At 63.5% G+C, this 22703-nt stretch carries 20 protein-coding genes and 1 tRNA gene; 7 read left to right on the plus strand and 14 right to left on the minus strand.

Annotated features, from left to right (window positions below; genetic code table 11):
• The first annotated feature begins 7 nt into the window (after positions 1 to 7).
• Positions 8 to 622 (plus strand): NAD(P)-dependent oxidoreductase, encoded by a 615-nt coding sequence (locus CAG18_RS13805; protein WP_015271641.1) that lies wholly within the window; start codon positions 8 to 10, stop codon positions 620 to 622.
• On the opposite strand, the gene CAG18_RS13810 is transcribed toward CAG18_RS13805, so the two are convergent.
• A complete protein-coding gene (locus tag CAG18_RS13810) occupies positions 606 to 1508 on the minus strand; it encodes a LysR substrate-binding domain-containing protein (RefSeq protein WP_085721043.1) in 903 nt (300 codons plus the stop codon). The two genes, CAG18_RS13805 and CAG18_RS13810, sit on opposite strands and share 17 nt — an antisense overlap.
• 114 nt (positions 1509 to 1622) lie before the next feature.
• On the opposite strand from CAG18_RS13810, the gene CAG18_RS13815 reads away from it, so the two are divergent.
• Positions 1623 to 3260, plus strand: coding sequence for a 5-guanidino-2-oxopentanoate decarboxylase (locus CAG18_RS13815; protein ID WP_085721044.1), 1638 nt, complete (start codon positions 1623 to 1625; stop codon positions 3258 to 3260).
• Positions 3261 to 3394: 134 nt separating this feature from the next.
• Here CAG18_RS13815 and CAG18_RS13820 read toward each other — a convergent pair whose 3' ends face one another.
• A complete protein-coding gene (locus CAG18_RS13820; protein ID WP_003258430.1) occupies positions 3395 to 4315 on the minus strand; it encodes an AraC family transcriptional regulator in 921 nt (306 codons plus the stop codon).
• A gap of 202 nt (positions 4316 to 4517) precedes the next feature.
• On the opposite strand from CAG18_RS13820, the gene CAG18_RS13825 reads away from it, so the two are divergent.
• A complete protein-coding gene (locus CAG18_RS13825; RefSeq protein WP_003258431.1) occupies positions 4518 to 4811 on the plus strand; it encodes a putative quinol monooxygenase in 294 nt (97 codons plus the stop codon).
• Between the two features lie 130 nt (positions 4812 to 4941).
• A complete protein-coding gene (locus CAG18_RS13830) occupies positions 4942 to 5208 on the plus strand; it encodes a hypothetical protein (RefSeq protein ID WP_003258432.1) in 267 nt (88 codons plus the stop codon).
• On the opposite strand, the gene CAG18_RS13835 is transcribed toward CAG18_RS13830, so the two are convergent.
• Together CAG18_RS13835 and CAG18_RS13840 are read right to left on the minus strand one after the other, a co-directional pair.
• A complete protein-coding gene (locus tag CAG18_RS13835) occupies positions 5209 to 5814 on the minus strand; it encodes a flavin reductase family protein (protein ID WP_085721045.1) in 606 nt (201 codons plus the stop codon).
• Between the two features lie 118 nt (positions 5815 to 5932).
• A complete protein-coding gene (locus tag CAG18_RS13840) occupies positions 5933 to 6298 on the minus strand; it encodes a hypothetical protein (protein ID WP_015271636.1) in 366 nt (121 codons plus the stop codon).
• A 344-nt stretch (positions 6299 to 6642) separates the two neighbouring features.
• On the opposite strand from CAG18_RS13840, the gene CAG18_RS13845 reads away from it, so the two are divergent.
• Positions 6643 to 7395, plus strand: coding sequence for a hypothetical protein (locus tag CAG18_RS13845; protein WP_054571987.1), 753 nt, complete (start codon positions 6643 to 6645; stop codon positions 7393 to 7395).
• Positions 7396 to 7662: 267 nt separating this feature from the next.
• On the opposite strand, the gene CAG18_RS13850 is transcribed toward CAG18_RS13845, so the two are convergent.
• The 4 genes from CAG18_RS13850 to bglX all read right to left on the minus strand — a co-directional run bounded on the left by CAG18_RS13850 (position 7663) and on the right by bglX (position 14785).
• A complete protein-coding gene (locus CAG18_RS13850; RefSeq protein ID WP_003258436.1) occupies positions 7663 to 8982 on the minus strand; it encodes an MFS transporter in 1320 nt (439 codons plus the stop codon).
• A gap of 277 nt (positions 8983 to 9259) precedes the next feature.
• A complete protein-coding gene (locus CAG18_RS13855; RefSeq protein WP_085721046.1) occupies positions 9260 to 10594 on the minus strand; it encodes a sigma-54 dependent transcriptional regulator in 1335 nt (444 codons plus the stop codon).
• The gene (locus CAG18_RS13860) at positions 10588 to 12345 is read right to left on the minus strand and encodes an ATP-binding protein (RefSeq protein WP_024087686.1); all 1758 of its coding nucleotides are present in this window, start codon (positions 12343 to 12345) and stop codon (positions 10588 to 10590) included. The genes CAG18_RS13855 and CAG18_RS13860 overlap by 7 nt, the downstream gene beginning before the upstream one ends.
• A 148-nt stretch (positions 12346 to 12493) precedes the next feature.
• Positions 12494 to 14785: a beta-glucosidase BglX gene (bglX, locus tag CAG18_RS13865; protein ID WP_085721047.1), complete on the minus strand. Its 2292-nt coding sequence runs from the start codon at positions 14783 to 14785 to the stop codon at positions 12494 to 12496.
• A 186-nt stretch (positions 14786 to 14971) separates the two neighbouring features.
• Between bglX and CAG18_RS13870 the strand changes: the two genes are divergently transcribed.
• Positions 14972 to 15589 carry a TPM domain-containing protein gene (locus CAG18_RS13870; RefSeq protein ID WP_085721048.1) on the plus strand — a complete coding sequence of 206 codons (618 nt, stop codon included), beginning with the start codon at positions 14972 to 14974 and terminating at the stop codon, positions 15587 to 15589.
• 258 nt (positions 15590 to 15847) lie between these two features.
• Positions 15848 to 17062: an SAM-dependent methyltransferase gene (locus CAG18_RS13875; RefSeq protein WP_013974019.1), complete on the plus strand. Its 1215-nt coding sequence runs from the start codon at positions 15848 to 15850 to the stop codon at positions 17060 to 17062.
• A gap of 44 nt (positions 17063 to 17106) precedes the next feature.
• Here the strand turns inward: CAG18_RS13875 and CAG18_RS13880 are convergent, their stop codons facing one another.
• The 6 genes from CAG18_RS13880 to CAG18_RS13910 all read right to left on the minus strand — a co-directional run bounded on the left by CAG18_RS13880 (position 17107) and on the right by CAG18_RS13910 (position 22619).
• Positions 17107 to 18114 (minus strand): DUF4917 family protein, encoded by a 1008-nt coding sequence (locus CAG18_RS13880; RefSeq protein ID WP_085721049.1) that lies wholly within the window; start codon positions 18112 to 18114, stop codon positions 17107 to 17109.
• A gap of 215 nt (positions 18115 to 18329) precedes the next feature.
• Positions 18330 to 20036, minus strand: coding sequence for a SulP family inorganic anion transporter (locus CAG18_RS13885; RefSeq protein ID WP_054573857.1), 1707 nt, complete (start codon positions 20034 to 20036; stop codon positions 18330 to 18332).
• A 165-nt stretch (positions 20037 to 20201) separates the two neighbouring features.
• Positions 20202 to 20275, minus strand: a tRNA-Gly gene (locus CAG18_RS13895).
• Between the two features lie 111 nt (positions 20276 to 20386).
• Positions 20387 to 21274, minus strand: a complete 888-nt coding sequence (locus CAG18_RS13900) for an alpha/beta fold hydrolase (protein WP_013974016.1) — start codon at positions 21272 to 21274, stop codon at positions 20387 to 20389.
• A gap of 430 nt (positions 21275 to 21704) precedes the next feature.
• Positions 21705 to 22397: a pseudouridine synthase gene (locus CAG18_RS13905; RefSeq protein ID WP_015271612.1), complete on the minus strand. Its 693-nt coding sequence runs from the start codon at positions 22395 to 22397 to the stop codon at positions 21705 to 21707.
• A gap of 9 nt (positions 22398 to 22406) precedes the next feature.
• On the minus strand, positions 22407 to 22619 hold the full coding sequence (locus CAG18_RS13910) for a cysteine-rich CWC family protein (RefSeq protein WP_085721050.1): 213 nt from the start codon (positions 22617 to 22619) through the stop codon (positions 22407 to 22409).
• Positions 22620 to 22703 lie beyond the last annotated feature (84 nt).

Below are 22703 nucleotides of genomic sequence, written 5' to 3' on the forward strand. Positions count from 1 at the left end.
GTATCCCATGAGCAAGATTGCAATCATCGGTGCCACCGGCCGCGCTGGCAGCCAGTTGCTGGAGGAGGCCCTACGCCGTGGTCACAGTGTGCTGGCCATCGCCCGCGACCCGTCGCGGTTGCAGGGGCGGGAGGGGGTGACCGTCAAGGCGCTGGATGCCAAGGACAGCGCAGCCCTGCAAGCGGCGGTCGCGGGTGTGGATGCGGTGCTGAGTGCGGCGCATTTCTCGACCATCGAGCCACACGCCATCATCGAGCCGGTCAAGCGGGCCAGGGTCAGGCGCCTGCTGGTGGTAGGTGGGGCCGGCAGCCTGTTGCTGCCGTCTGGGCATCGGGTGATCGACAGCCCGGACTTCCCCGAGGCATACAAGGCCGAGGCCACTGCCGGGGTGCGTTTTCTGGAAGCGTTGCAACGGGAGCCGAACCTGGACTGGACCTTCCTGTCGCCGTCGGCGGAGTTCGTTGAAGGTGAGCGCAGCGGGCATTACAAGCTGGGCAAGGATCATCTGTTGATCGGCGCGGATGGCAAGAGCTGGATCACCTTTGCCGATTACGCGATTGCCATGCTCGACGAACTGGAAAAGCCGGCGCATTCGCGGCAGCGTTTCACTGTCGGCTATTGAGTCGCCTGCTTCGCGGGCTGGCCTGGTGTTCCAGCCAATCCAGCAACTCCCCCAACCCCGCCGGCAAGCTCTTGGCCTGGCTCACCAGGTAATACCCCTTGCCGGTCATCACCTTCAGCGCAAACGGCATGCACAACCGCCCCCCGCGCAAGTCATCGCCGATCAGCGACCAGTCGCCGATGGCCACACCGGTGCCCTGCGAGGCCATGGCCATCGCCATGTCCAGCGTTTCGAAATGCTGCTTCGGCCCTTGAGTGCCCAGTGTCACCCCCGCTGCCTGCAGCCATAACCGCCAGTCATGCTCATTCCGCGAGGGGTGCAGCAGCATGTGTCGCGCCAGGTCCTCGACCTGCTGCAACGGCACCGGCCCCTCGCGCAGTGACGGCGCACACACCGGCGTCAGCTGCTCATCGAACAGCTTGCGCACGCGCAGCCCATGGTTCGGCGCATCGCCATACACCACCGCCGCATCGAAACCCTCGCGGCGAAAGTCCACTCCATGTTGCACCGTGGTGGTCAGCTCCACCGGTACATCCGGCCGTAGCGCCTGCCATTCCATCAGGCGTGGCAGCAGCCAGCGCATCACGCAGGTCGGTGCCTTGAGCTGTAATGTAGCGCTGCGCCCACCCACCTCGCGCACCCCTTGTTCAATCAGCGCAAATACCTGTTGCACCCTTGGCAGCCAGTCCTGGCCTTCACGGGTCAGGCTCAACCCACGGGCCTGGCGCTGGAACAAGGCATAGCCCAGATGCTCTTCGAGGGCCGCGATCTGTCGGCTTACGGCGCCCTGGGTGATATGCAACTGCTGCCCGGCACGGGTGAAATTGCAGTGCTGGGCGGTGACCAGGAAGGTATGCAGGGCGGGCAGGGGCGGGAGGCGTTTCATTGTGCTGAGCCATGATTGCAGAACATGGCTAGTATGTGTTTTTTTGCATTGTGGCGATAGCCGTGGCTGGGTCCAATAGGGGCATAACCCAACCAAGATTCACGGTGAAACCCAATGTCGACCTGCGGCGAAGTACTGGTAAAACTCCTTGAAGGCTATGGCGTTGACCATGTCTTCGGCATTCCTGGTGTACATACCGTGGAGCTCTACCGCGGCCTGGCCGGCTCGTCCATCCGCCATGTCACCCCGCGCCACGAGCAGGGGGCCGGGTTCATGGCCGACGGCTATGCGCGGACCCGCGGTAAACCGGGGGTGTGCTTCATCATCACCGGCCCGGGGATGACCAACATCACCACCGCCATGGGCCAGGCCTATGCCGACTCGATCCCGATGCTGGTGATTTCCAGCGTGCAATCCCGCGACCAGCTGGGCGGTGGCCGTGGCAAGCTGCATGAGTTGCCCAACCAGGCCGCGCTGGTGTCGGGTGTGGCGGCGTTTTCCCACACCCTGATGAGTGCCGATGACCTGCCGCAGGTGCTGGCTCGGGCATTCGCCGTGTTCGAAGGCGCCCGACCGCGCCCGGTGCATATCGAGATCCCGCTCGACGTGCTGGTCGAACCGGCCGATCACCTGCTGCCGGGGCGCGTGGTGCGCAGTACCCGGGCAGGGGCAGCGCCGCAGGCCGTGGCGCAGATGGCCGAGCGCCTGGCCAATGCAAGGCGGCCATTGATCCTGGCCGGGGGCGGTGCATTGGCCGCGGGCGCTGCGCTGGCGCGCCTGGCCGAACAGCTGCAGGCGCCGGTGGCGCTGACCATCAATGCCAAGGGGCTGCTGCCGGCCAGCCACCCCCTGCAGATCGGCTCGAGCCAGTCACTGCCAGCTACACGGGCGCTGGTGGCCGAGGCCGATGTGGTGCTGGCGATCGGCACCGAACTGGCCGAAACAGACTATGACGTCACCTTCAAAGGTGGTTTCGAGATCCCGGGCAGCCTGTTGCGCATCGACATCGACCCGGACCAGACCGTGCGCAATTACCTGCCGGCGCTGTCGCTGGTGGCCGATGCCGAACTGGCCGCCGAGGCGCTGCTCGGTGCCTTGCAGGCGCTGCCGCAATCCGTGCGTGAGAGCACGTGGGGCGAGGCCCGGGTGGCCAAGCTGCGCCAGGCACTGGCGGCGGGTTGGGACCAGCCGACCTTGAGCCAGACGCGTCTGCTGAGTGCGATTCTCGAGCGTCTGCCCAATGCCATTCTGGTGGGCGATTCGACCCAGCCGGTGTACACCGGCAACCTGACCCTGGACATGGACCAGCCACGCCGTTGGTTTAACGCTTCGACCGGCTACGGCACTTTGGGTTACGCATTGCCGGCGGCCATGGGCGCCTGGCTGGGCAGCGCGGAGCAGGTCGGTGAGCGTGCCCCTGCGGTGTGCCTGATTGGTGATGGCGGTTTGCAGTTCACCTTGCCGGAGCTGGCCAGCGCGGTGGAAGCGCAGGTGCCGCTGATCGTGCTGCTATGGAATAACCAGGGGTACGAGGAAATCAAGAAGTACATGGTCAACCGGGCCATCGAGCCAGTCGGGGTGGATATCCATACGCCGGACTTCATCGGTGTGGCGCGGGCCCTGGGCGCGGCGGCGGAGCAGGTGGCAGATGTGGCGCAGCTGCAGGTGGCGTTGGGGCAGGCAGTGGAGCGCAAGGGGCCGACCTTGATCCAGGTTGACCAGAATCAGTGGCAGGGGGCTGTGTTGGGTTGAGGTGAAGCTATTGTCTGTACCGGCCCTTTCGCGGGTGAACCCGCTCCCACAGGTACTGCACAGTTATCAATATCTGTGCAAAACCTGTGGGAGCGGGTTTACCCGCGAAGAGGCCGGCACAGGCAAAGCCAAACTCAGCCAGCAGTCGCCCGCAACCTGGCCACATCACGAATCGGCGGCGCGCCATACAGCCGGCTGTATTCACGGCTGAACTGTGACGGGCTTTCATACCCCACCCGGTAGGCCGCCACCGCTGCCTCGAGGCCGTCATTGAGCATCAATCGCCGCGCCTCCTGCAGGCGCAGTTGCTTCTGGTACTGCAACGGGCTCATCGACGTCACGGCCTTGAACCGGTGGTGCAAGGTCGAGGTGCTGAGGTTGACTTCACGCGCCAGATCCTCGATGCGCAAAGGCCGCTGGTAGTTCTGGTTGAGCCAGGTGATGGCCTGACAAACGCGGTGGGTCTGGCTGTTGGCCAAGGCAATTTCGTACAACCGATAGCCCTGCGGCCCTCGCAGCAGACGGTACAGAATCTCCCGGCGGAACAGCGGCGCCAGCATCGCGATGTCGCGCGGGGTGTCCAGCAGGCGTATCAGGCGCAGCAAGGCGTCGAGCAACGCGGCGTCGGTTCTCTCCACATACAAGCCACGACCGGAAGGCCGGTTGGGCACCAGCATCGGCCCGCTTTCGGCGATCAGCTGGCTGATTTCGGCTGGGTCCAGGTCCATGCGCAGGCCAAGGCTCGGGTGCTCGGGGCTGGCGTCGAGCTTTACGCCGCTAAGCGGCAAGGTTACCGAGACCACCATGTAGTGCAGCGGGTCGTAGGCGTACTGCTCGTCACCCAGGAACAGGCTTTTGCTGCCCTGGGCGAGGATGCACAGCGCGGGTTGCGCCAGGGTCGGTACCGAGCGCACGTTTTCGGTGTAGCGCACCAGGTACAGGTCATCGATGGCCGATGCCGGGCCATGAGGCTCCCCGGCGTGGCGGCGGATCAGCTCGGCCAGCTCCTGGCGTTGCAGTTCCAGGCTTGGGTCGATGGACGTGGCGATGGTCATGATGGCTTTCCTCTGCTGACCGACGCAGCATAGGTTTGGGCAATGGCGGGCGCTAGTCAAAAGCTGCACGCCGATTGCCTGATCCTGCCGCGCTGCAGGATCAGGCAATCGGCGAGCAGTAATGGCCTAACGCGTCGCGCGGGCGAGGCCCTAACCTTGGCAGCCTGGCTTTTTCGTCCGCCTGCTTCAAGGAGATTGTGCAATGACCCCGACACAACCGGTCACCCACCTTGCTTTCATCCGTGCCAGCAGCGGGCGCTCGGCGGAGCTGGGCGCGCGCCTGCGTGACCTGCTCGAGCCCTCGTTGCGGGCACCGGGCTGCCTGAGTTTTTCGGTGCAGCGTTCGCAGGCTGATGCCGATTTATGGTTGCTCAGTGGCAGCTGGCAAGACCAGCAGGCGATGAGTGGCTATTTTGCTTCGCCGACACTGGAAGTGTTTGGTGAGTTGGTGCAGGAACAGGTGGTCAGTAGCCTGGATCTGCATACCTTTGATTGAGGTGTTGCCTGTTCTGGCCTCATCGCCGGCAAGCCAGCTCCCACAGGTTTATCGCAGGTTTCGAGGGCGGTGCAGTACCTGTGGGAGCTGGCTTGCCGGCGATAGGGCCGGTACAGATGAATAGGGTAAGATGCTGCCCTTGATCAACCAGGTAGATAGCAACATGGCACGTAGAGAATTCCCGCATTTCGAAGCGGTTTCGGCGATGGTCCCGGTGGAAGGTGGCGGCTACAACGCGGCCATCGCGGTCAAGGCCCTGGGCATGGGTGGCGCGCCGCGCTTTCACAAGATTCTCGACGGCCAGGTGTTCCAGGGCGCCGTGGCCGCCGACGAAGCGGCCACGGCCGAGCTGCAACGCCTGCAGGGCGTCAGCGAAGAGGGTGAGCTGATCTGGTGATCAGGCCGGTGGGCGGGCCATCTTGAACAGGTTGCCCAGCTCGAAATAATCTGCCGGGCCACCACCACGCAGGATCGGCTCGGCGGCAGCGGTATCGTAGATGCCGTTCTTCAACAGGTGCTCGGCAATGTGCACCGCCACCACTTCACCCAGGATCAACCAGCTGGGCACCAGTTCCTGGTCGGCCCGCTTGAGCTGGACGATCTGGCTGACCTTGCACTCGAAGGCCACTGGGGTTTCGCCGACACGCGGCACATTGACGATGCTCGATGGCGTGGCGGTTAGGCCGCTCAATTCGAATTCGCTTACCTCGGCGGCAACCGGTGCGCAGCTCTGGTTCATCTGCTCGGCCAACGTGCGAGTGGCGAGGTTCCAGACGAACTCGCCGGTCTGCTCGATGTTGTTCAGGCTGTCTTTGCGCCCGACGCTGCAGAAACCGATGATTGGCGGGATGTAGTTGAAGGCGTTGAAGAAGCTGTAGGGCGCCAGGTTCAGGCGGCCTTCGCGGTCGTGTGAGGAGATCCAGCCGATAGGGCGGGGGCCGACGATGGCGTTGAACGGGTCGTGGGGCAGGCCGTGGCCTTTTGCGGGTTCGTAGTAATACATCTGTGCTGGGCTTGCTGGCCCTACCTCCTGGTGGACAAGGCGCCTAGTGTGCCAAGCCTGTGCCCGCCTGCAAATGATCAAGCCCGGCCGAAGCCGGGCTGGGTACTCGCATCAGGGATCAGCTGATGCGGTGGGCGTTGGTGCGGTTGAAGCCGTCTTCGGCGAAACGCTGGCCACCAGTGCGGTCGAAGCCGTCTTCGGCGAAGCGTTGACCACCAGTGCGGTCGAAGCCGTCTTCGGCGAAGCGTTGACCACCAGTGCGGTCGAAGCCGTCTTCGGCGAAGCGCTGGCCACCGGTGCGGTCGAAGCCATCTTCAGCGAAGCGCTGGCCGCCAGTACGGTCGAAACCATCTTCAGCGTAGGCAGCGGATTGGCTCTGGGTCGCTGCGAAGGTGTGGGCGTTGGTGCGGTTGAAGCCATCTTCGGCGAAAGCGCCAGCAGCGAAAACCGAGAGGGCCAGGGTGAGGATCAGTTTGTTTTTCATGGTCGTTGCTCCAGGGGTTTTTGAGGTTGTTTTGTTTCTATGGGTTTAATCCTACGCTTATTAATTTGATTAAAAAGCGCGAATAGCAGTTCTTAAAAATCGAATAGTTCGATATGTGTTGGCGTGCATCTTGTGGCTCGGGCAGCGGTTCTGGCTCAGGATGTGCCCGCCCATGCGCCGACGTTCTGCCAGCCATTTCAGCTTGAGGCGGTGGAATTAATGGGGCGTTAAGGATGAAAAATTTGTCATTGAAGGCTGCTGAACGCATTTTTCATACATCACCAACCGATTTTTCAAATGCTGTTCAGCACCATCGCCGCACCTCAAACCGGAGCGGCACAACAATGAACAAACTTCCGCAAATCACCTTGGCCTTCTGGGTCATGAAGATCTGCGCTACCACCCTTGGCGAAACGGCGGGGGATTTGCTGTCGATGACCCTGAACATCGGCTATGCCCTCAGTTCGTTGCTGCTTATCAGCGTGTTCCTGCTGACCTTGCTCGGCCAGCTGTACTCGCGCCGCTACCACCCGATGCTGTACTGGCTGGTGATCCTCTCCACCAGCACCGCAGGCACCACCATGTCCGACTTCATGGACCGCACCCTGGGCCTGGGCTACGCCGCGGGTTCGGCCATCCTCATCGGCATCCTGCTGCTGACCTTCCTGGTATGGCGCCTGAGCGGCAACCCGCTGGATGTCACCCGCATCAAGAACCGCACGGGCGAATTGTTCTACTGGGTGGCGATCCTGTTTTCCAACACCCTCGGCACGGCGCTGGGCGATTACCTGGCCGATGACTCGGGGCTCGGTTTTGCCGGTGGCGCACTGTTGATCGGCAGTGCCATCGCCATGGTAGTGGTGGCCCGCTACTGGACACGCATCCCTGGCGTGGTGTTGTTCTGGGTCGCGTTCGTGCTTACCCGCCCGTTCGGCGCCACCTTGGGCGACTTCCTCACCAAGCCCCACGAGAAGGGCGGTTTGGACTTCGGCACGGTCGGCTCTTCGGCGGTGCTGGGAGGGGTGTTGTTGGTACTGGTGCTGATGGCCACCTGGTACCAGCGCCGTGAGCCGCGTCAGGCGTTGGAGATGTCCTGAGCCTGCTTTCCGATACCAGTAAGCCGATTAATTGGGCTATTCGGCTCACATGGTGAGCCGAATAGGATTTCTAATCGGCTCATCAGAAGGCTTCGGAGGTATGGCTTGATGTTTGCGCTGTTGCTGAAATCAAGCGCCGTCCGCGCGGTGCGTCTCGCATGCGCTGGAGCCCTCAAACCGTACACCTGGATTGCATGACGCATTCGCATGTATGAAAAAAGGCGCCCCGACAACGGGGCGCCCTTCTTGATTACCGCAAGCTCACACTCACTCAGTGGTAATCCGCGAGTGCTGCTTGGTGTCCTTCATGGTTGCGTAAACCAGCAGCGAGCAGGCGATGCAGGCGGTCACGTACCAGTAGAAGCCACTCTCCATGCCGGCGCTCTTGAACCACAGGGCCACGTACTCGGCGGTGCCGCCGAAGATTGACACGGTCAGCGCGTACGGCAGGCCCACGCCCAAAGCGCGGATTTCGGTGGGGAACAGCTCGGCTTTGACCACGGCGTTGATCGAGGTGTAGCCGCTGACGATGATCAGCGCCGCCATGATCAGGAAGAACGCGCCCCACCAGGTCTGGATGGTGTGCAGGGTGCTGAGGATCGGTACGGTGAACAGGGTGCCGAGCACGCCGAAGGCGATCAGGATCGGGCGTCGACCGATCTTGTCGGACAGGCCGCCGATCACCGGCTGCAGGCACATGAACAGGAACAGCGTGGCGGCCGAGATGGTGGTCGAGTCGCTGATGCTCATGCCAACGGTGTTGACCAGGTACTTCTGCATGTAGGTGGTGTAGGTGTAGAAGGCCAGGGTGCCGCCCATGGTCAGCCCGACCACGGTCATCAGCTCCTTGGGGTGGCGCAGCAGGGTGCGCATCAGGCTTTCCTTGGCCTTTTCCTTCTTGGTGAAGGAGGCGGTTTCTTCCATGCCGCGACGCAGGTACAGGGCCACCACGGCGCACAGCGCACCGATCACGAACGGTACGCGCCAGCCCCAGGCATACAGCTGCTCGGTGGTCAGGGTCTGTTGCAGGACGATCAGTACCGCCAGGGCGATGAGCTGGCCGGAGATCAGGGTGACGTACTGGAAGCTGGAGAAGAAGCCACGGCGGTCCTTGCTGGCCATCTCGCTGAGGTAGGTGGCCGAGGTGCCGTATTCACCACCCACCGACAGGCCCTGCATCAGGCGTGCAATGACCAGCAGGATGGGTGCGGCGACTCCGATGGTTTCGTAACCCGGGGTCAGGGCGATGACCAGCGAGCCTGCGCACATCAACAGTACCGAGGCCATCAATGCGGCCTTGCGGCCTTTGCGGTCGGCGTACAGACCCATCAACCAGCCACCGATCGGGCGCATGAGGAAGCCCACGGCGAAGATCGCGGCGGTATTGAGCAATTGTGCGGTGGAATCGCCGGCCGGGAAGAAGGCCTTGGCGAAGTACAGCGAGAATGCGGCGTAGACGTACCAGTCGTACCATTCGACCATGTTGCCGATGGACCCGCTGAAGATCGACTTCAGGCGGCTGGCGGTGGTTTTTTCTGTGGCAGGCGCGGTGGACGCCCCGGCTGGCAGGGAGGTGGCATTATCCATCAGGGATACCTTCTCGTTGTTTTTGTGGAGCGCGCCGTGGCGCAGCTTGCACAGGTGATTGCAGAAGGTGTGCCAAATGGGTGCATTGGGCTTCAAATGGGGGCGCTGCGCGCCCTTCGCGGGCACGCCCGCTCCCACAGGGACCGCGTGACGTCTGACTCTTCGCGTTTCCCTGTGGGAGCGGGCGTGCCCGCGAAGGGCTGCAAGGCAGCCCCGGAAAATCAGATTAATGAGCGGTTTTTTGCTTGCTGATTGAGCGAGATAAGCGGATTTCCGCTCATTCCCGCCCGATGAAGTCCTCGCGCACCAACCCATGCCGCTGCATCTTTTCGTTCAGCGTGCGCCGCGGCAGCTGCAAGGCCTCCATCACCGCCTTGATTTCGCCCCTGTGCTGGCGCAGCGCCGCGCGCAGGCATTGCGCCTCGAACGCTTCCATCTGTTCGCTCAACGACTGCCCGGCAGGCGTCACCTCGATGTTCGGCGAGCCCAGCCCCAATGCATGCCGTTCCGCCGCGTTGGCCAGCTCACGCACGTTGCCCGGCCAGTCATGCGACAGCAGCTGCGCCAGTTGCGCGCCCGACAGTGGCGGGGCTGCGCGACCAAGCTTTTCGCCGGCGGCACGGGCAAAGTGCTCGAACAGCAGTGGAATGTCCTCACGCCGTTCACGCAACGGCGCCAGGCGCAACTCGGCCACGTTCAGGCGATAGGCAAGGTCTTCGCGGAAGCGCCCGGCGCGGGCTTCTTCGAGCAGGTCGGGCTTGGTCGCGGCAATGATGCGCAGGTCGACGCTGATGCTCTGGTTGGCCCCCAGGCGTTCCAGCTTCTGTTCCTGGATCACCCGCAGAAGCTTGGCCTGTTGGGCCAGTGGCATGCTTTCGATTTCGTCGAGGAACACCGTGCCACCGTTGGCGTACTCAAGCTTGCCGATGCGCTTGCCCTGGGCGCCGGTAAAGGCGCCGCTTTCATGGCCGAACAGCTCGGCCTCGAACAGCGACTCGGGGATGGCTGCACAATTGAGGGCGACGAACGGCTTGTCGGCGCGCGGGCCAAAATCGTGCAGGCAGCGGGCCACGCGCTCTTTGCCACTGCCGGTTTCGCCGCGGATCAGCACATTGACCGGCAGGCTGGCCAGGTCCAGCACTTGCCGACGCAGCTGTTGCAGGCCCTGGGACATACCCAGCAGTGTGCCTTCCAGGCGTGACTTGAGATCGGCCTGCTCGTGCAGCCGGCGGTTTTCCAAGACCAGCTGGCGCTTTTCCAGGGCCCTGCGCAGGCTGCCCAGCAGGTGCTGCGGGGTAAAGGGTTTTTCCAGGAAGTCGTAGGCCCCGCTGCGCATGGCTTCCACTGCCATGGGCACATCGCCGTGGCCGGTCAGCAGGATCACCGGCAAGTCGGAGTCGTCCGCCTGCAGGCGTTCGAGCAACTGCAGGCCATCCATGCCCGGCATGCGTACATCGCTGATGATCACCCCGGGAAAGTGCCGTGGCAGGTGTGCCAGGCATTCTTCGGCGCGGGCGAACAGTTGCACGCTGAAGCCCGACAGGCTCAGCCATTGCTCGACCGCCGTGCGGATACTGGCTTCATCATCGACGACGATCACTGAATTCAACATGCAGGCTCCAGGTCACGGGGCAGGGTAAGGCTCAGGCGCGCGCCGCCAGGCAGGTTTTCGGCCTGCAGCTTGCCGCCGGCCTCGTGGACAATGCCGTAGGAGATGGCTAGCCCCAGCCCAAGGCCTTCACCCACCGGCTTGGTGGTGAAGAATGGGTCGAAGACCTTGGCCAGGTTGGCCTCGGCAATGCCGCCACCCGAATCCAGCACGCTCAGGCGCCATAGCTCGCCGTCGGGCTCGATGCGGATCTCCAGGCGTTTGTAGCGCTTGTCGGCCATGGCGTCGAGGGCATTGCGCAGCAGGTTGATCAGCACCTGCTCCAGGCGAATGGCATCGCCGCGCACCCAGGCCGGGCGCGCCAGGTACAGGGCTACCTCCACTTCTTCGCTGCGAATACGCGCCTCCAGCAGGTGCAGTGCCTGGTCGACCACGGTGGCCAGGTCGAGGCGTTCGCGCAGGCCGACCGGGCTGTTGCGGGCGAAGGTTTTCAGGTGACTGGTGAGCGCGGCCATGCGCGTGAGCATCTGCTCCAGCGGCTCCAGTGCCTGGCGTGCTTCGTCATATCGGCCATGGTCGAGCAGCAGACGCAGGGTTTCCAGTTGCATGCGCTGGGTGGTCAGCGGCTGGTTGATTTCATGGGCCATGGCCGCCGACATTTGCCCAAGCGCCGCCAGCTTGGCCGATTGCACCAGCCCCTCCTGGGCGGTGCGCAGCTCACGGGTGCGTTCCTCGACCTGGCGCTTGAGCTCCTCCCGGCTACGCTGGCGCAGGCGGGCAAGGCGCAGGCGCTGGCTGACGAACAGCGCAGCGAACACCAGGCTCAGCCATACGGCGGCGGCGCCGAGGGCGGCATTGCGACCGTCGGCGGCCACCTGCGGCTTGCGCAGCAGATGCAAGGTCCAGTTTTCACTTTCCAGCGGCAGGCTTTCCCACAGGTACTCGGCGCTACCCTCCGGGCCTTGCACGCGGCTGAGGGTGCTGTTGGCGGCAAAGCGGGTCAGCACCTGGTGCTGCAGCGGCACCAGCGGTTGCTTGTCGTACTGACGGGTTTCGGCCAGTTCGGCACGGTCGGCACCATTGAGCGGCTGCAGCTCGCGGTAGCGCCAGCCGTCCTGGTTGGCGATAAAGGTGATGCCACGGGCATCGCTGACCAGCAGGATGTCGCTGCCCTGGCGCCACTCGCGCTCCAGTTCGGGGAACTCCAGCTTAACCACCATGGCGCCGAGGAAGCGGCCATGCTCGTCGTTCACCGCGCTGGCGAGGAAGTAGCCCGGCACGCCACTGGTCACGCCCACGGCGTAGAAGCGGCCACTGCCTTGGCTGCGGGTTTGCTTGAAGTAGGGGCGGAAACCGTAGTTGGAGCCCACATAGCTGCTGGGCAGCCGCCAGTTGCTGGCGGCGATGGCCAGGCCGGTGCGGTCGAGCAGTTCGAGGGTGGAGGAGTTGGCAGCGCCGTTGATGCGTTCGAGCTTGCGGTTCAGGGCGTCCTGCATCGGTTCGCTGACCGGGCCGCGCAGGGCGGCGATCAGTTCCGGGTCCAGCGCCAGCACGGCGGGCAGGGCGCGGTAGCGGTCGATCAGCGTGTGCAGGGCATTGGCATACAGGCCCAACTGCTGGCTGGCACGCTGGGCGTCGGCTTCCATGGCCTGGCGCTTGGCCTGGTGCATGGCCCAGCCGGCGCTGAGGGCGGTGCCCAGCACGATCAGCAGGGAGATCAGCCCCAGACGCAGGGCGCGAACGGAAAAGGGCATGGGGCGGATCCGGATAAATGGGGTATCAGGGCTGGCCTATTCGCGGGCTTGCCCGCTCCCACAGAAGATTCACAGCCCGATGGACCTGTGCATTACCTGTGGGAGCGGGCAAGCCCGCGAAGGGGCCGGTACAGGCATAACCTGTCAGTTACAGCAGTTCAAAGCTCTGCTGTTGCACCGCCTGGGAATCCAGGCCGACCTGGACATTGAATTCCCCTGGCTCGGCAACCCGCTGCAGTTGGCCATTGTAGAACTTCAGGTCTTCTTCGCTGATGCGGAAGCTCAACGTGCGCGATTCGCCAGGCTTGAGCATCAGCTTCTGGAAGTTCTTCAGTTCCTTCACCGGGCGGCTCATCGATGCCGATACATCCTGCAGGTACAGCTGCACCACGGTCTCGCCTGCCACCTTGCCGGTGTTCTTCACCGTCACCTTGGCCTCCAGCGTGTCGCCACGCCTGAGGTCCTTGTTCGACAGCTTCAGCCCCGACAGCTCGAAGCTGCTGTAGCTCAGGCCATAGCCGAACGGGTACAGCGGGCCATTGGGCTCTTCGAAGTACTGCGAGGTGTAGTTGCCCGGCTTGCCCGGTGTGAAGGGCCGGCCGATACGGGTGTGGTTGTAGTACATCGGGATCTGCCCGACCGAACGCGGGAAGGTGATGGCCAGCTTGCCGGACGGGTTGTAATCGCCGAACAGTACGTCGGCGATCGCGTTGCCGCCTTCGGTACCGGCGAACCAGGTTTCCAGGATGGCGTCGGCCTGCTCGCGTTCCCAGGCAATCGACAGTGGGCGGCCGTTCATCAGCACCAGCACCAGTGGCTTGCCGGTGGCTTTCAGGGCCTTGATCAGCTCCCGCTGGCTGGCCGGGATTTCCAGGGTGGTACGGCTCGACGACTCGTGGGACATGCCGCGGGATTCGCCGACCACTGCCACCACCACATCGGACTGCTTTGCCGCCTTCACCGCCTCGTCGATCAGCACCGCGGGCGGGCGCGGGTCGTCGACGATTTCCGGAGCATCGAAGTTGAGGAAGTTCAGGTAATCGAACATCGCCTTGTCGCCGGTGACGTTGGAACCTTTGGCGTAGACCAGCTTGGCCTTGCCCTCCACGGCGCGGCGCAGGCCTTCGCGCACGGTCACCGAGTGCACCGGTTTGCCGTCGGCAGCCCAGCTGCCCATCATGTCGATCGGGGCATCGGCCAGCGGGCCGACCAGGGCGATGGTGCCGGCCTTTTTCAGCGGCAGGGTCTGGTTGTGGTTTTCCAGCAGTACCAGGCTGCGGCGCGCCACGTCACGCGCGGCGTCGCGGTGCAGGCGGTCGTTGCCGTAGTAGTCCTTCAGGTCAGTTTCGGCCTTGCCGATGCGCACGTACGGGTCCTTGAACAGGCCCATGTCGTACTTGGCGCCCAGTACTTCGCGCACTGCCTGGTCCAGTTCGGCCTGGGTCACTTCGCCAGACTTCAGCAGGCCTGGCAGCTCTTCGCCGTACAGGGTGTCGTTCATGCTCATGTCGATGCCGGCCTTGATCGCCAGCTTGGCGGCTTCGCGCCCGTCGCGGGCGACGCCATGGCGGATCAGCTCCTGGATGGCGCCATGGTCGCTGATGGTCACGCCCTTGAAGCCCCACTCCTTGCGCAGCAGGTCGTTCATCAGCCAGGTATTGGAGGTGGCCGGCACGCCGTTGATCGAGTTCAGCGCCACCATCACTCCGCCGGCACCAGCGTCGAGCGCGGCGCGATAGGGTGGCAGATAGTCGTTGTACATTTTCGGCAGGCTCATATCGACCGTGTTGTAGTCGCGCCCGCCTTCCACCGCGCCATACAGGGCGAAGTGCTTGACGATGGCCATGATGCTGTCGGGGTTGGCCGGGCTGCTGCCCTGGAACGAGCGGACCATCACCTGGCCGATCTTCGAGGTCAGGTAGGTGTCCTCGCCGAAGCCTTCACTGGTGCGGCCCCAGCGCGGGTCGCGGGCGATGTCGACCATCGGTGCGAAGGTCATGTCCAGGGCGTCGGCCGCGGCTTCGATGGCGGCGGTGCGGCCGACCTTGGCGACGGCGTCCATGTCCCAGGTCGCGGCCATGCCCAGGCCGATCGGGAAAATGGTGCGTTCGCCGTGGACGGTGTCGTAGGCGAAGAACATCGGAATCTTCAGCCGGCTACGCATCGCCGCGTCCTGCATGGGGCGGTTCTCGGGGGCCGTGCGTGAGTTGAAGGTACCGCCGATGCGCCCGGCGGCAATTTCCTCGCGGATCTTATCCTTCGGCATTTCCGGCCCGATACTGATCAGGCGCAGTTGGCCGATCTTCTCGGCTTCGGTCATCTGGCTGATCAGATGGTCGATGAACGCCTGCTTGTCCTGCAGGGGCGGGGCGGAGGGGGCGGCGAGTGCCGCCTGACTGGCAAGGCCCATGGCCAGGCCCAGCAAAGACAGTTTCATCATCAATTCCGTTGTGAGGCCTGTGCCGTATCCACGGTGATACGCGCGCGGCCGAAGTTTTCAGGCGGCTATTGTTGTACGATTTGCAGGCATTTCTTCCAGCGGCGGATTATGCCTGAATATGTCGCCTGCGGACGAAGCCCCGAATGCCGGGACAACAACTATAAGAACGCTCAAGAGACCGACGGCATGACCCCCCTCGACGAATACCATCAGCGCCAGATCGCCGAAGCCATTGCCCGTGCCGAACGGCGCACCGATGCCGAACTGGTGACGGTGCTGGCCCGCCGGGCCGACGATTATGCCTACTGGCCGTTGTTCTGGGCCGCCGTGCTGGCGCTGGCCGTGCCGGCCCTGTTGCACTGGCTGCTGGGTTGGCCCGGAGTGCGTGGCTTGCTGGTGGCCAATGTGCTGCTGTTCGTAGGCTTGTGCCTGCTGCTGCGCAGCCCGCGCCTGGCCGGCTGGCTGATCCCCCGGGCCCTGCGCCGCTGGCGCGCCTCGCGCCTGGCCCGCCAGCAGTTTCGCGAACAGAACCTGCAGCACACTGCCGGTGCCACGGGTGTACTGATCTTCGTCAGCGAGGCGGAGCGGCATGTGGAGATCCTGGTCGACCGCGGTATCGAGCGCCATCTGGATGCCACCGCCCGCGCGGCCATCGTCGCCCGCCTTGCCGAACAGGTACGCCAGGGCCGCACCTTGCAGGGGTTTGTGGAGTGCATAGAAGCGTGCGGCGAACTGCTCAGCGAACATGTGCCGCCTACCCATGCGCGTAACGAGTTGCCCAACCGGTTGGTGATTCTCGATTGAGCCGACCCCGATGGCTTGACGCGCCCCCCTGTAGGAGCGGCTTTAGCCGCGAACACCGGCGCAGCCGGGGCCATGCACCGCGTTGGATTCTTCGCGGCTAAAGCCGCTCCCACAGGGTACGCGTACCGCTTGCGAATTCAGCTCCCTACGCGACAGCGCAGCCCAAAGGACTGGGCGATCTCCCACAGGAAGTTAGCCACCCTGTAGAATGCGTGCATTGCGCCATGCGCTCCCCGCTACCCGAGGCACCGTTTTTCCATGTCCGCCAGTTCTTCTGCCCCATCCGCGCCGGATGCGCGCACCCAGTTTCTCGACCTGCTGAACGCCGCCCTGCATGGCAATACCCTGGTCAAACTGGTATTGGCGCGCCATGTCGGTGCCGACCAGACCCTGCAACGGATCATTGCCAAGCCGCTGCAGGTCAAGGGCCAGCCGTGCCTGTCGCTGGTCTATCGCCACCAGACCCGCGACATCACCCGCAATCTGGCGCTGGAGCAGGCACAGGCGCTGGTCGCCGAGCTGCTACCGGACAGCTTCCGCAACGCGCACTTGTTCGATGCCGACGGTGAAGTGCAGTTGACCTTCAGCAAGAAGGGCAAGCCCATGCTCCAGCGCCACGGCGCACAGGCGCCACGCGAAGCTGCCAGTAGCAGCGGCCATGACCGCGAGAAGAAGCGCTATCTGGAGCTTTCACGGCCGTTCCTGCGTGACCTCGGCGTTACTGACGCACAAGGCGCGCTGATCCCGTCGATGTCGCGCAAGTGGAAGCAGATCAACAAGTTCATCGAAGTCTTCGACCACGCCCTGGCCAGTGCACCGGTGCCGGCGGAGCAGGCGCTACGGGTGGCCGACTTCGGCTCAGGCAAGGGCTACCTGACCTTTGCCATGCACGACTACCTGCGCAATAGCCTGGGCCGCGAAGCACAGGTAACCGGCGTCGAGCTGCGCCAGGACATGGTCGACCTGTGCAACGCCGCCGCCTTGCGCCTGGAGCACCCGGGCCTGGAGTTCCAGTGTGGTGACGTGCGTAGCGTGGTGCCCGAGGCCATCGAAGTGATGATCGCCCTGCATGCCTGCGACATCGCCACCGACTACGCCATCCACACCGGCATCCGCTGCAACGCCGCGATCATCATGTGCTCGCCGTGCTGCCACAAGCAGATCCGCCCGCAACTGCACAGCCCGGGGTTGTTGCAACCGATGCTGCAGTACGGCCTGCACATGGGCCAGCAGGCCGAAATGCTGACCGACAGCCTGCGCGCGCTGTACCTCGAAGCCTGCGGGTATGAGACCAAGGTGTTCGAGTTCATTTCGCTGGAGCACACCAACAAGAACAAGATGATTCTTGCGGTGAAGCGGCGTCAGGCAGGGGACAACGGCGCGTTGCTGGAGAAGATCGGGCAGCTCAAGGCCTTTTACGGGGTGCAGGAGCATTGCCTGGAGACGTTGTTGCGTGCGGATGGGTTGCTCTGACGTTGCGACACCAGGCAGCTCCTGCAGCTGACTGCGTTGAGCGATCAGGTGCGAGCTGGCGCCTCGATAGCCAGTTCTGCCTGTCCCAACGGATGCGTACTGGCATCAAAGAAGTGCAGCACTGTCCCCGGCATATCCCCGAACCTGTCGACAAAATGCTGCTTCTGGTTGATCACCGATGCCTCGCTCAATGGCCGTATGGCAATCGACAGATGCTTCGGCCGGGCCTGTCGGATGGCTTCGAGCAGATGCTGGTCACTGCTGTCCAGGTGCAGCCCGAACAGGCATAGCCCCTGGCTTTCCCGCGCCAGTTGCCCCAGGCACCAGCCCAGGTAGTCAGAGTTGCGGATGGCGCGCAGCTTCTCGTCGCTGCGGTCTTCGTTGACGAACAGCGGCACTTCGCCCGGGATGTTCACGGCAAAACCATCGAGCAGTTCGGCGCTGTCGGCACTGCGTTGGCGGGTGGTGCCGTCGGGCAGCTTGAGCAGGTGCAGGCCGCCATGCAGGTGCAGTACCCGCGTGCCTTCGCCGTTGGTGCGGCGCACGTCGAAGAAGCCTTGCTCGTCGAACAGTTCGGCGAAACCCTGCGGGGCGTGTTGCACGGCCCACGGTAGCAGCAGGTCATAGTTGCTGGTGTAGACGCTGCGGTAGCCACGCAGCGCCTGGTTGAGGGTTGCCAGGGTCGTGGCCGGCATGAGTGGCCACGGCAGGTGCACCGTGCGTACGGCGTGGATCAGCGCTTCCTTGATCGAGTAGTAGCGGTTCAGCGGCGCGGTGGAGTTGATGGCCAGCGCGGCGTTGGTGCGCACGGTGGTGTTGAGGGCGCTGAGCACCGGCTCGAACAGTTCCGTACCCAGTGACTTGAACAGTGCCTGGTCGCTGACGGCCAGGCCTTTCTTGCGCCCGGCACGTTGCGCTTCCTCGAACAGCGAGAAGTAGCCGAACGGCTTCCACAGCACGCGGCTGGCGCCGTTGCCCAGCAGCAGGGCGTCGCAAGGGTGGCGGGCGGCGAGTTCCGGCCAGGGGGTGAGGGTGGCGTCTAGTGCGGGCATGCTGGGGTCCGTTGGGTGGAGCGGGAACGGGGGCGACTTTAGCATGTCATGCAAAGTGTGCGAGGGTTGGTGTCCAGGCAACTGCTTTGTGCAGCCTGTACTGGCCCTATCGCCGGCAAGCCAGCTCCCACGGTTCGCCACAGGCCTTGAGAGCAGTGCAGTACCTGTGGGAGCCGGCTTGCTGGCGATATGGCCAGTAGCAACGACGCAATGCTTCAACCTTGTTCAGCCCGTTGCTCAACGCGACTCCTGTTACGCCAAACCCGATAGGCGCGAATGCCCGCCCGCACCGAGCCGAACAGCAGTTTGTCTTCCATCTCCCGGGCCATCCCCGAGCGCACCAGCATGCGCAGGAAGGTGCCGCGAGCGCGGGCGATGGCAAAGAAGATGCCCTGCGCGGCCAGGGTGTCGCGCACTTCGCGCAGGGCGGCGATGCCGCTGACGTCGATGCTGGTTACCGCTTCGGCATCGAACAGCACGGCCCTGGGCCGTTCCTGGCTCTGCACCGCTTCGAGCAGGCGCATCTTGAAGTAGTCGGCGTTGAAGAACAGGATCGCGTCGTCGAAGCGGTACACCACAAGGCCTGGCACGGTGCGGGCATCCTTGTGTTTGCGGATGTCCACCTGGCCTTCGGTGCCGGGCAGCCAGCCAAGCACCGCGTCGGTGGGCTGATAGATGCTGTACAGCAGGCGCAGGATCGCCAGGGTCACGGCAAACACGATGCCGGGAAGCACGCCCAGGCTCAGCACACCGACCGTGGTCAGCAGGCACAGCCAGAACTCGAAGCGGCTCAGGCGGCGGATATGCTTCAGCGACTTGATGTCGATCAGCCCCCAGCCTGCCATCAGCAGCACGGCACCCAGCGCGGCCTGCGGGATCCACGCCATCGGCGCGGTGAAGAACAGCAGGATCAGGGCGATGACCAGTGCTGCGATGATGCCCACCAGTTGGCTCTTGCCACCGACCATGTCGTTGACCGCAGTGCGCGAGTCTGCACCGCTGATGGCAAAGCCCTGGGAAACCCCGGCAGCCAGATTGCTTACGCCCAGGGCGACGAATTCGTGGTTGGCGTTGATCGCGTAGCCGTGCCGGGCGGCAAAGCTGCGTGCGGTGAGCATGGCGCTGCAGAAGCTGACGGTGGCGATACCCAGGGCGTCGCGCAGCAGGCTTTTCATTTCTGCCAGGTTACTGTGTGGCCAGGCCAGCTGCGGGATGCCGGCAGGTACCGGGCCGAGAATGGCGACGCCAAAGCGGTCGAGGCCGAGCAGGCCGACCAGCAGCATGAACAGCGCCACTACAGTTAGCGCCGCAGGCAGATGGGGGTAGCGTCGTGGCAGCCAGATCAGCAGGCCCAGTGCGGCGATGCCGATGAGCAGCGTCACCCAGTGGATTTCGCCTAGGCGCTGGAAGAAGTTGATCAGGCTGAGGATGAAACCGTCGCCCTCGATCTTGAACCCCACCACCTTGGACAACTGCCCGGCGATCAGGCTCAGGCCGATACCGTTGAGATAGCCGATCAGGATCGGCCGCGAGAAGAAGCTGGCGATGAACCCGGCCCGGGCCACCCCGGCCGCGATCAGCATTACCCCGACCAGCAAGGTGACGATCACCGACAGCTCGGCAATCCGGTGCGGTTCGCCCATGGCCAACGGCGCCACGGCGCCGGCGATCATCGCGCAAGTGGCGGCGTCTGGGCCGACCATCAGCTGGCGCGAGCTTCCGATCAGGGCATAGACCATCATCGGCAGCACACAGGCATACAGGCCGTACTGCGGCGGCAGGCCGACGATCTGCGCGTAGGCGATGGCAATGGGAATCTGGATCGCCGCCACCGAGAGGCCGGCCTGCAGGTCGGCGTGGAACCACTCGCGGCGGTAGTGCAGCAGGTTGGCAAGGCCCGGTAGCCAGCGGGAGAGAAACATGCGTCGTCCTTTCGAAATGCTTCACGAATCCATCCACGCATTGAAGCGGATCGGCAGGCAAATGGCCATGGGGCAGGTCAAAGGGAGGGGGGAGAAACGAAAAAAGGAGCCTGGGCTCCTTTTGACAGCGATGACGTTGCTGGAACGCCATGCGGGAATGCGATGTGGAGCGGGTAGAGGGAATCGAACCCTCAACTAAAGCTTGGGAAGCTTTCGTTTTACCACTAAACTATACCCGCGTTTGCGCAGCACTTTTTACCAGAACCCTCAACGAATTAGAAGCCCAAGTTATTAAAAAGCTTGTCGGCGCCCCATGGTTTGCGGGTTTGAGCCACAGGACGCCGAGTTGCTCAGATGGCCAATGCATGCTGCTCCTGTTTTACAGGCTGGTAACGTTGACGAGGTTCACGCACGGTTGGCTTCAGGAACCCCAGCATGACACTGCGAGTGTCCTCGCAAGCGGCCTTGTGTTCCATATCCAGGAAGTGGCCTGCATCGCGGATCACGCTGAAGTGGCTTCGGCCCACGTGCTTGCTGAACTGCCGCGCATCCTCGACCGTGGTGTACTCGTCGCGGTCACCATTGATGAAAAGTACCGGGATGTCGATATTGCGTGCACCATCCAGCGCCCGCCCCAGGTCATGTTGCAGCACCTCGTTGATGTGGAAGTGCATCTGCGCATACTCGTGGCTGTCCAGGCTGCTGACATGGCGGTAGTTGAAGCGCTTGAACAGTGACGGCAGGTGCTTGCCGATGGTGTCGTTGATCAGGTTGCCGACCTGATAACGGTCGCAGGCGGCCAGGTACTGGCAACCACGGTCCAGGTAGTCGCGCATCGGTTCGTTGATCACCGGTGAGAACGAACTCACCACTGCCTTCTTCACGCCCCGCGGCTGGTGCGCCAGCGCCAGCAGCGTACTTGCGCCACCCCACGAGAACGACATCACGTGGTCTGCCTGGAAGTGCTCGATCAGCTCGAGGAGAATATGCGCTTCGGTCTCCTTGCTGATAAAGCGTTCCTGGCGATTGTGCGGCTTGGATTTGCCAGCGTATGGCTGGTCGAACAGTACAACGTTGAACTGCGGGTGCAGGTTACGTACCGTCTGGGCGAACGAGGCCGTGGTGGCAAGCGAGCCATTGATCAGGATGATCGTATTCTCGGCCGCATCCGCGCGATAGAACTCCGTGTAAACCCGATACTGACCTTGGATATCAAGTACAGCGATTTCTGGCCTCATGTCATCGACTCCTGGCGCAAAAAGGGTATTCGCGTCACCTAGGGTGCACGTTCTTTATGACAGGTAGGCATTTGCCTGAAGAGAAACCGGGGGGCCCTGTGTCGATCCTTGGCACGTGCGTCGACGGTATTGTTTTTGGCGGGCAATTCGCCGTGCCCCAAGGCATCGAGGCCTTGGGTGGCCGGCAAAAAGTGTCTTCGACTGCGATCGTGACTTGGTAGTCACATGCAGACTGACGATTTGGATTCAAGCAGTGGGTCGGGAATCCCGCAAGTGCAGTTCGGGGGAAAATGTGACTTTTGTCGCTGAGCGGTCGTATGACGACCCTGATCTGTCTGGTCCGGCCCTTTCCACGGTTCGAGTCAGGCTTTGCGTGCTACGCGGCCCCTGTGGGAGCGGGCGAGCCCGCGAAGAGGCCGGAACAGCCAACCTAGACCGTCGCTATTTCATCCGCCGTCAGCTCACGAAACGCCCCTGGCGCCAACCCCGGGTCCAGCCGGATCGCCCCCATGCTTTCCCGATGCAACCCCACCACCTTGTTGTCGAAATGGCCGAACATGCGCTTCACCTGGTGATAGCGCCCTTCGACGATCGACAGCCGTGCCTGGCGCGGCCCGAGGATGTCCAGCTGGGCGGGCAGGGTGGTGAGGTCTTCGAAAGCGAAGTAGAAGCCCTCGAGGAACTTGGCCACATAGTGCTCGCCAATCTCGTCCTCGGTTTGCACCAGGTAGTGCTTGGGCAGCTTGGTCGCGGGCTGGGTAAGCCGGCGTGACCATTGGCCATCGTTGGTCAGGATCATCAAGCCCGTGGTGTTGAAGTCCAGGCGCCCGGCAATGTGCAGGTCCTCACGCAAACCGGCTGGCAGCAGGTCGAGCACGGTGCGGTGTTGCGGGTCCTGGGTGGCGCTGACGCAGCCTGCGGGCTTGTGCAACATCAGGTAGCGTGCCGGGCGGCCAGCCTGCAGCAGCTGGTCGTCCAGCTCCACGCGGCTGAATTCGCGCACTTCGGCCAGTGGGTCGCTGACCACTTGGCCATCCACCCGCACACGGCGTTGCGCCAGCATCAGACGGACTTGCTGACGGTTGTGGCTGGGCAGGTTGGCGAGGAAACGGTCGAGGCGCATGGCAAACGGTCAGTCGGAAGCGGGGGAGCGAAGTTGTTCTTCGACGGCGGCGCAGCGCGGGCACAGGCAGGCTTTGTCGCGCAGCTCGGCGGGCAGGGCTTCGAGCACGGCATGGTCGATGGTCACGCTGTAACACCAGCAGGCCTGGGTGGTCCGGCGCGGATCGGCCAAGCTGCACTGGTTGAGGGCGCCACAAGCGGGGCAGTGCTGGTTGTCGGGCATGGCTGCCGCTCACCTGTATCAAATTGTTGCAGAAATGGCACTGCACCTTGGCGGCACTGTCTTATTCAGTGTCGATGATCGCAT

It is taken from the genome of Pseudomonas sp. B22(2017), from assembly GCF_002113105.1.
Lineage (GTDB): Bacteria > Pseudomonadota > Gammaproteobacteria > Pseudomonadales > Pseudomonadaceae > Aquipseudomonas > Aquipseudomonas asiatica.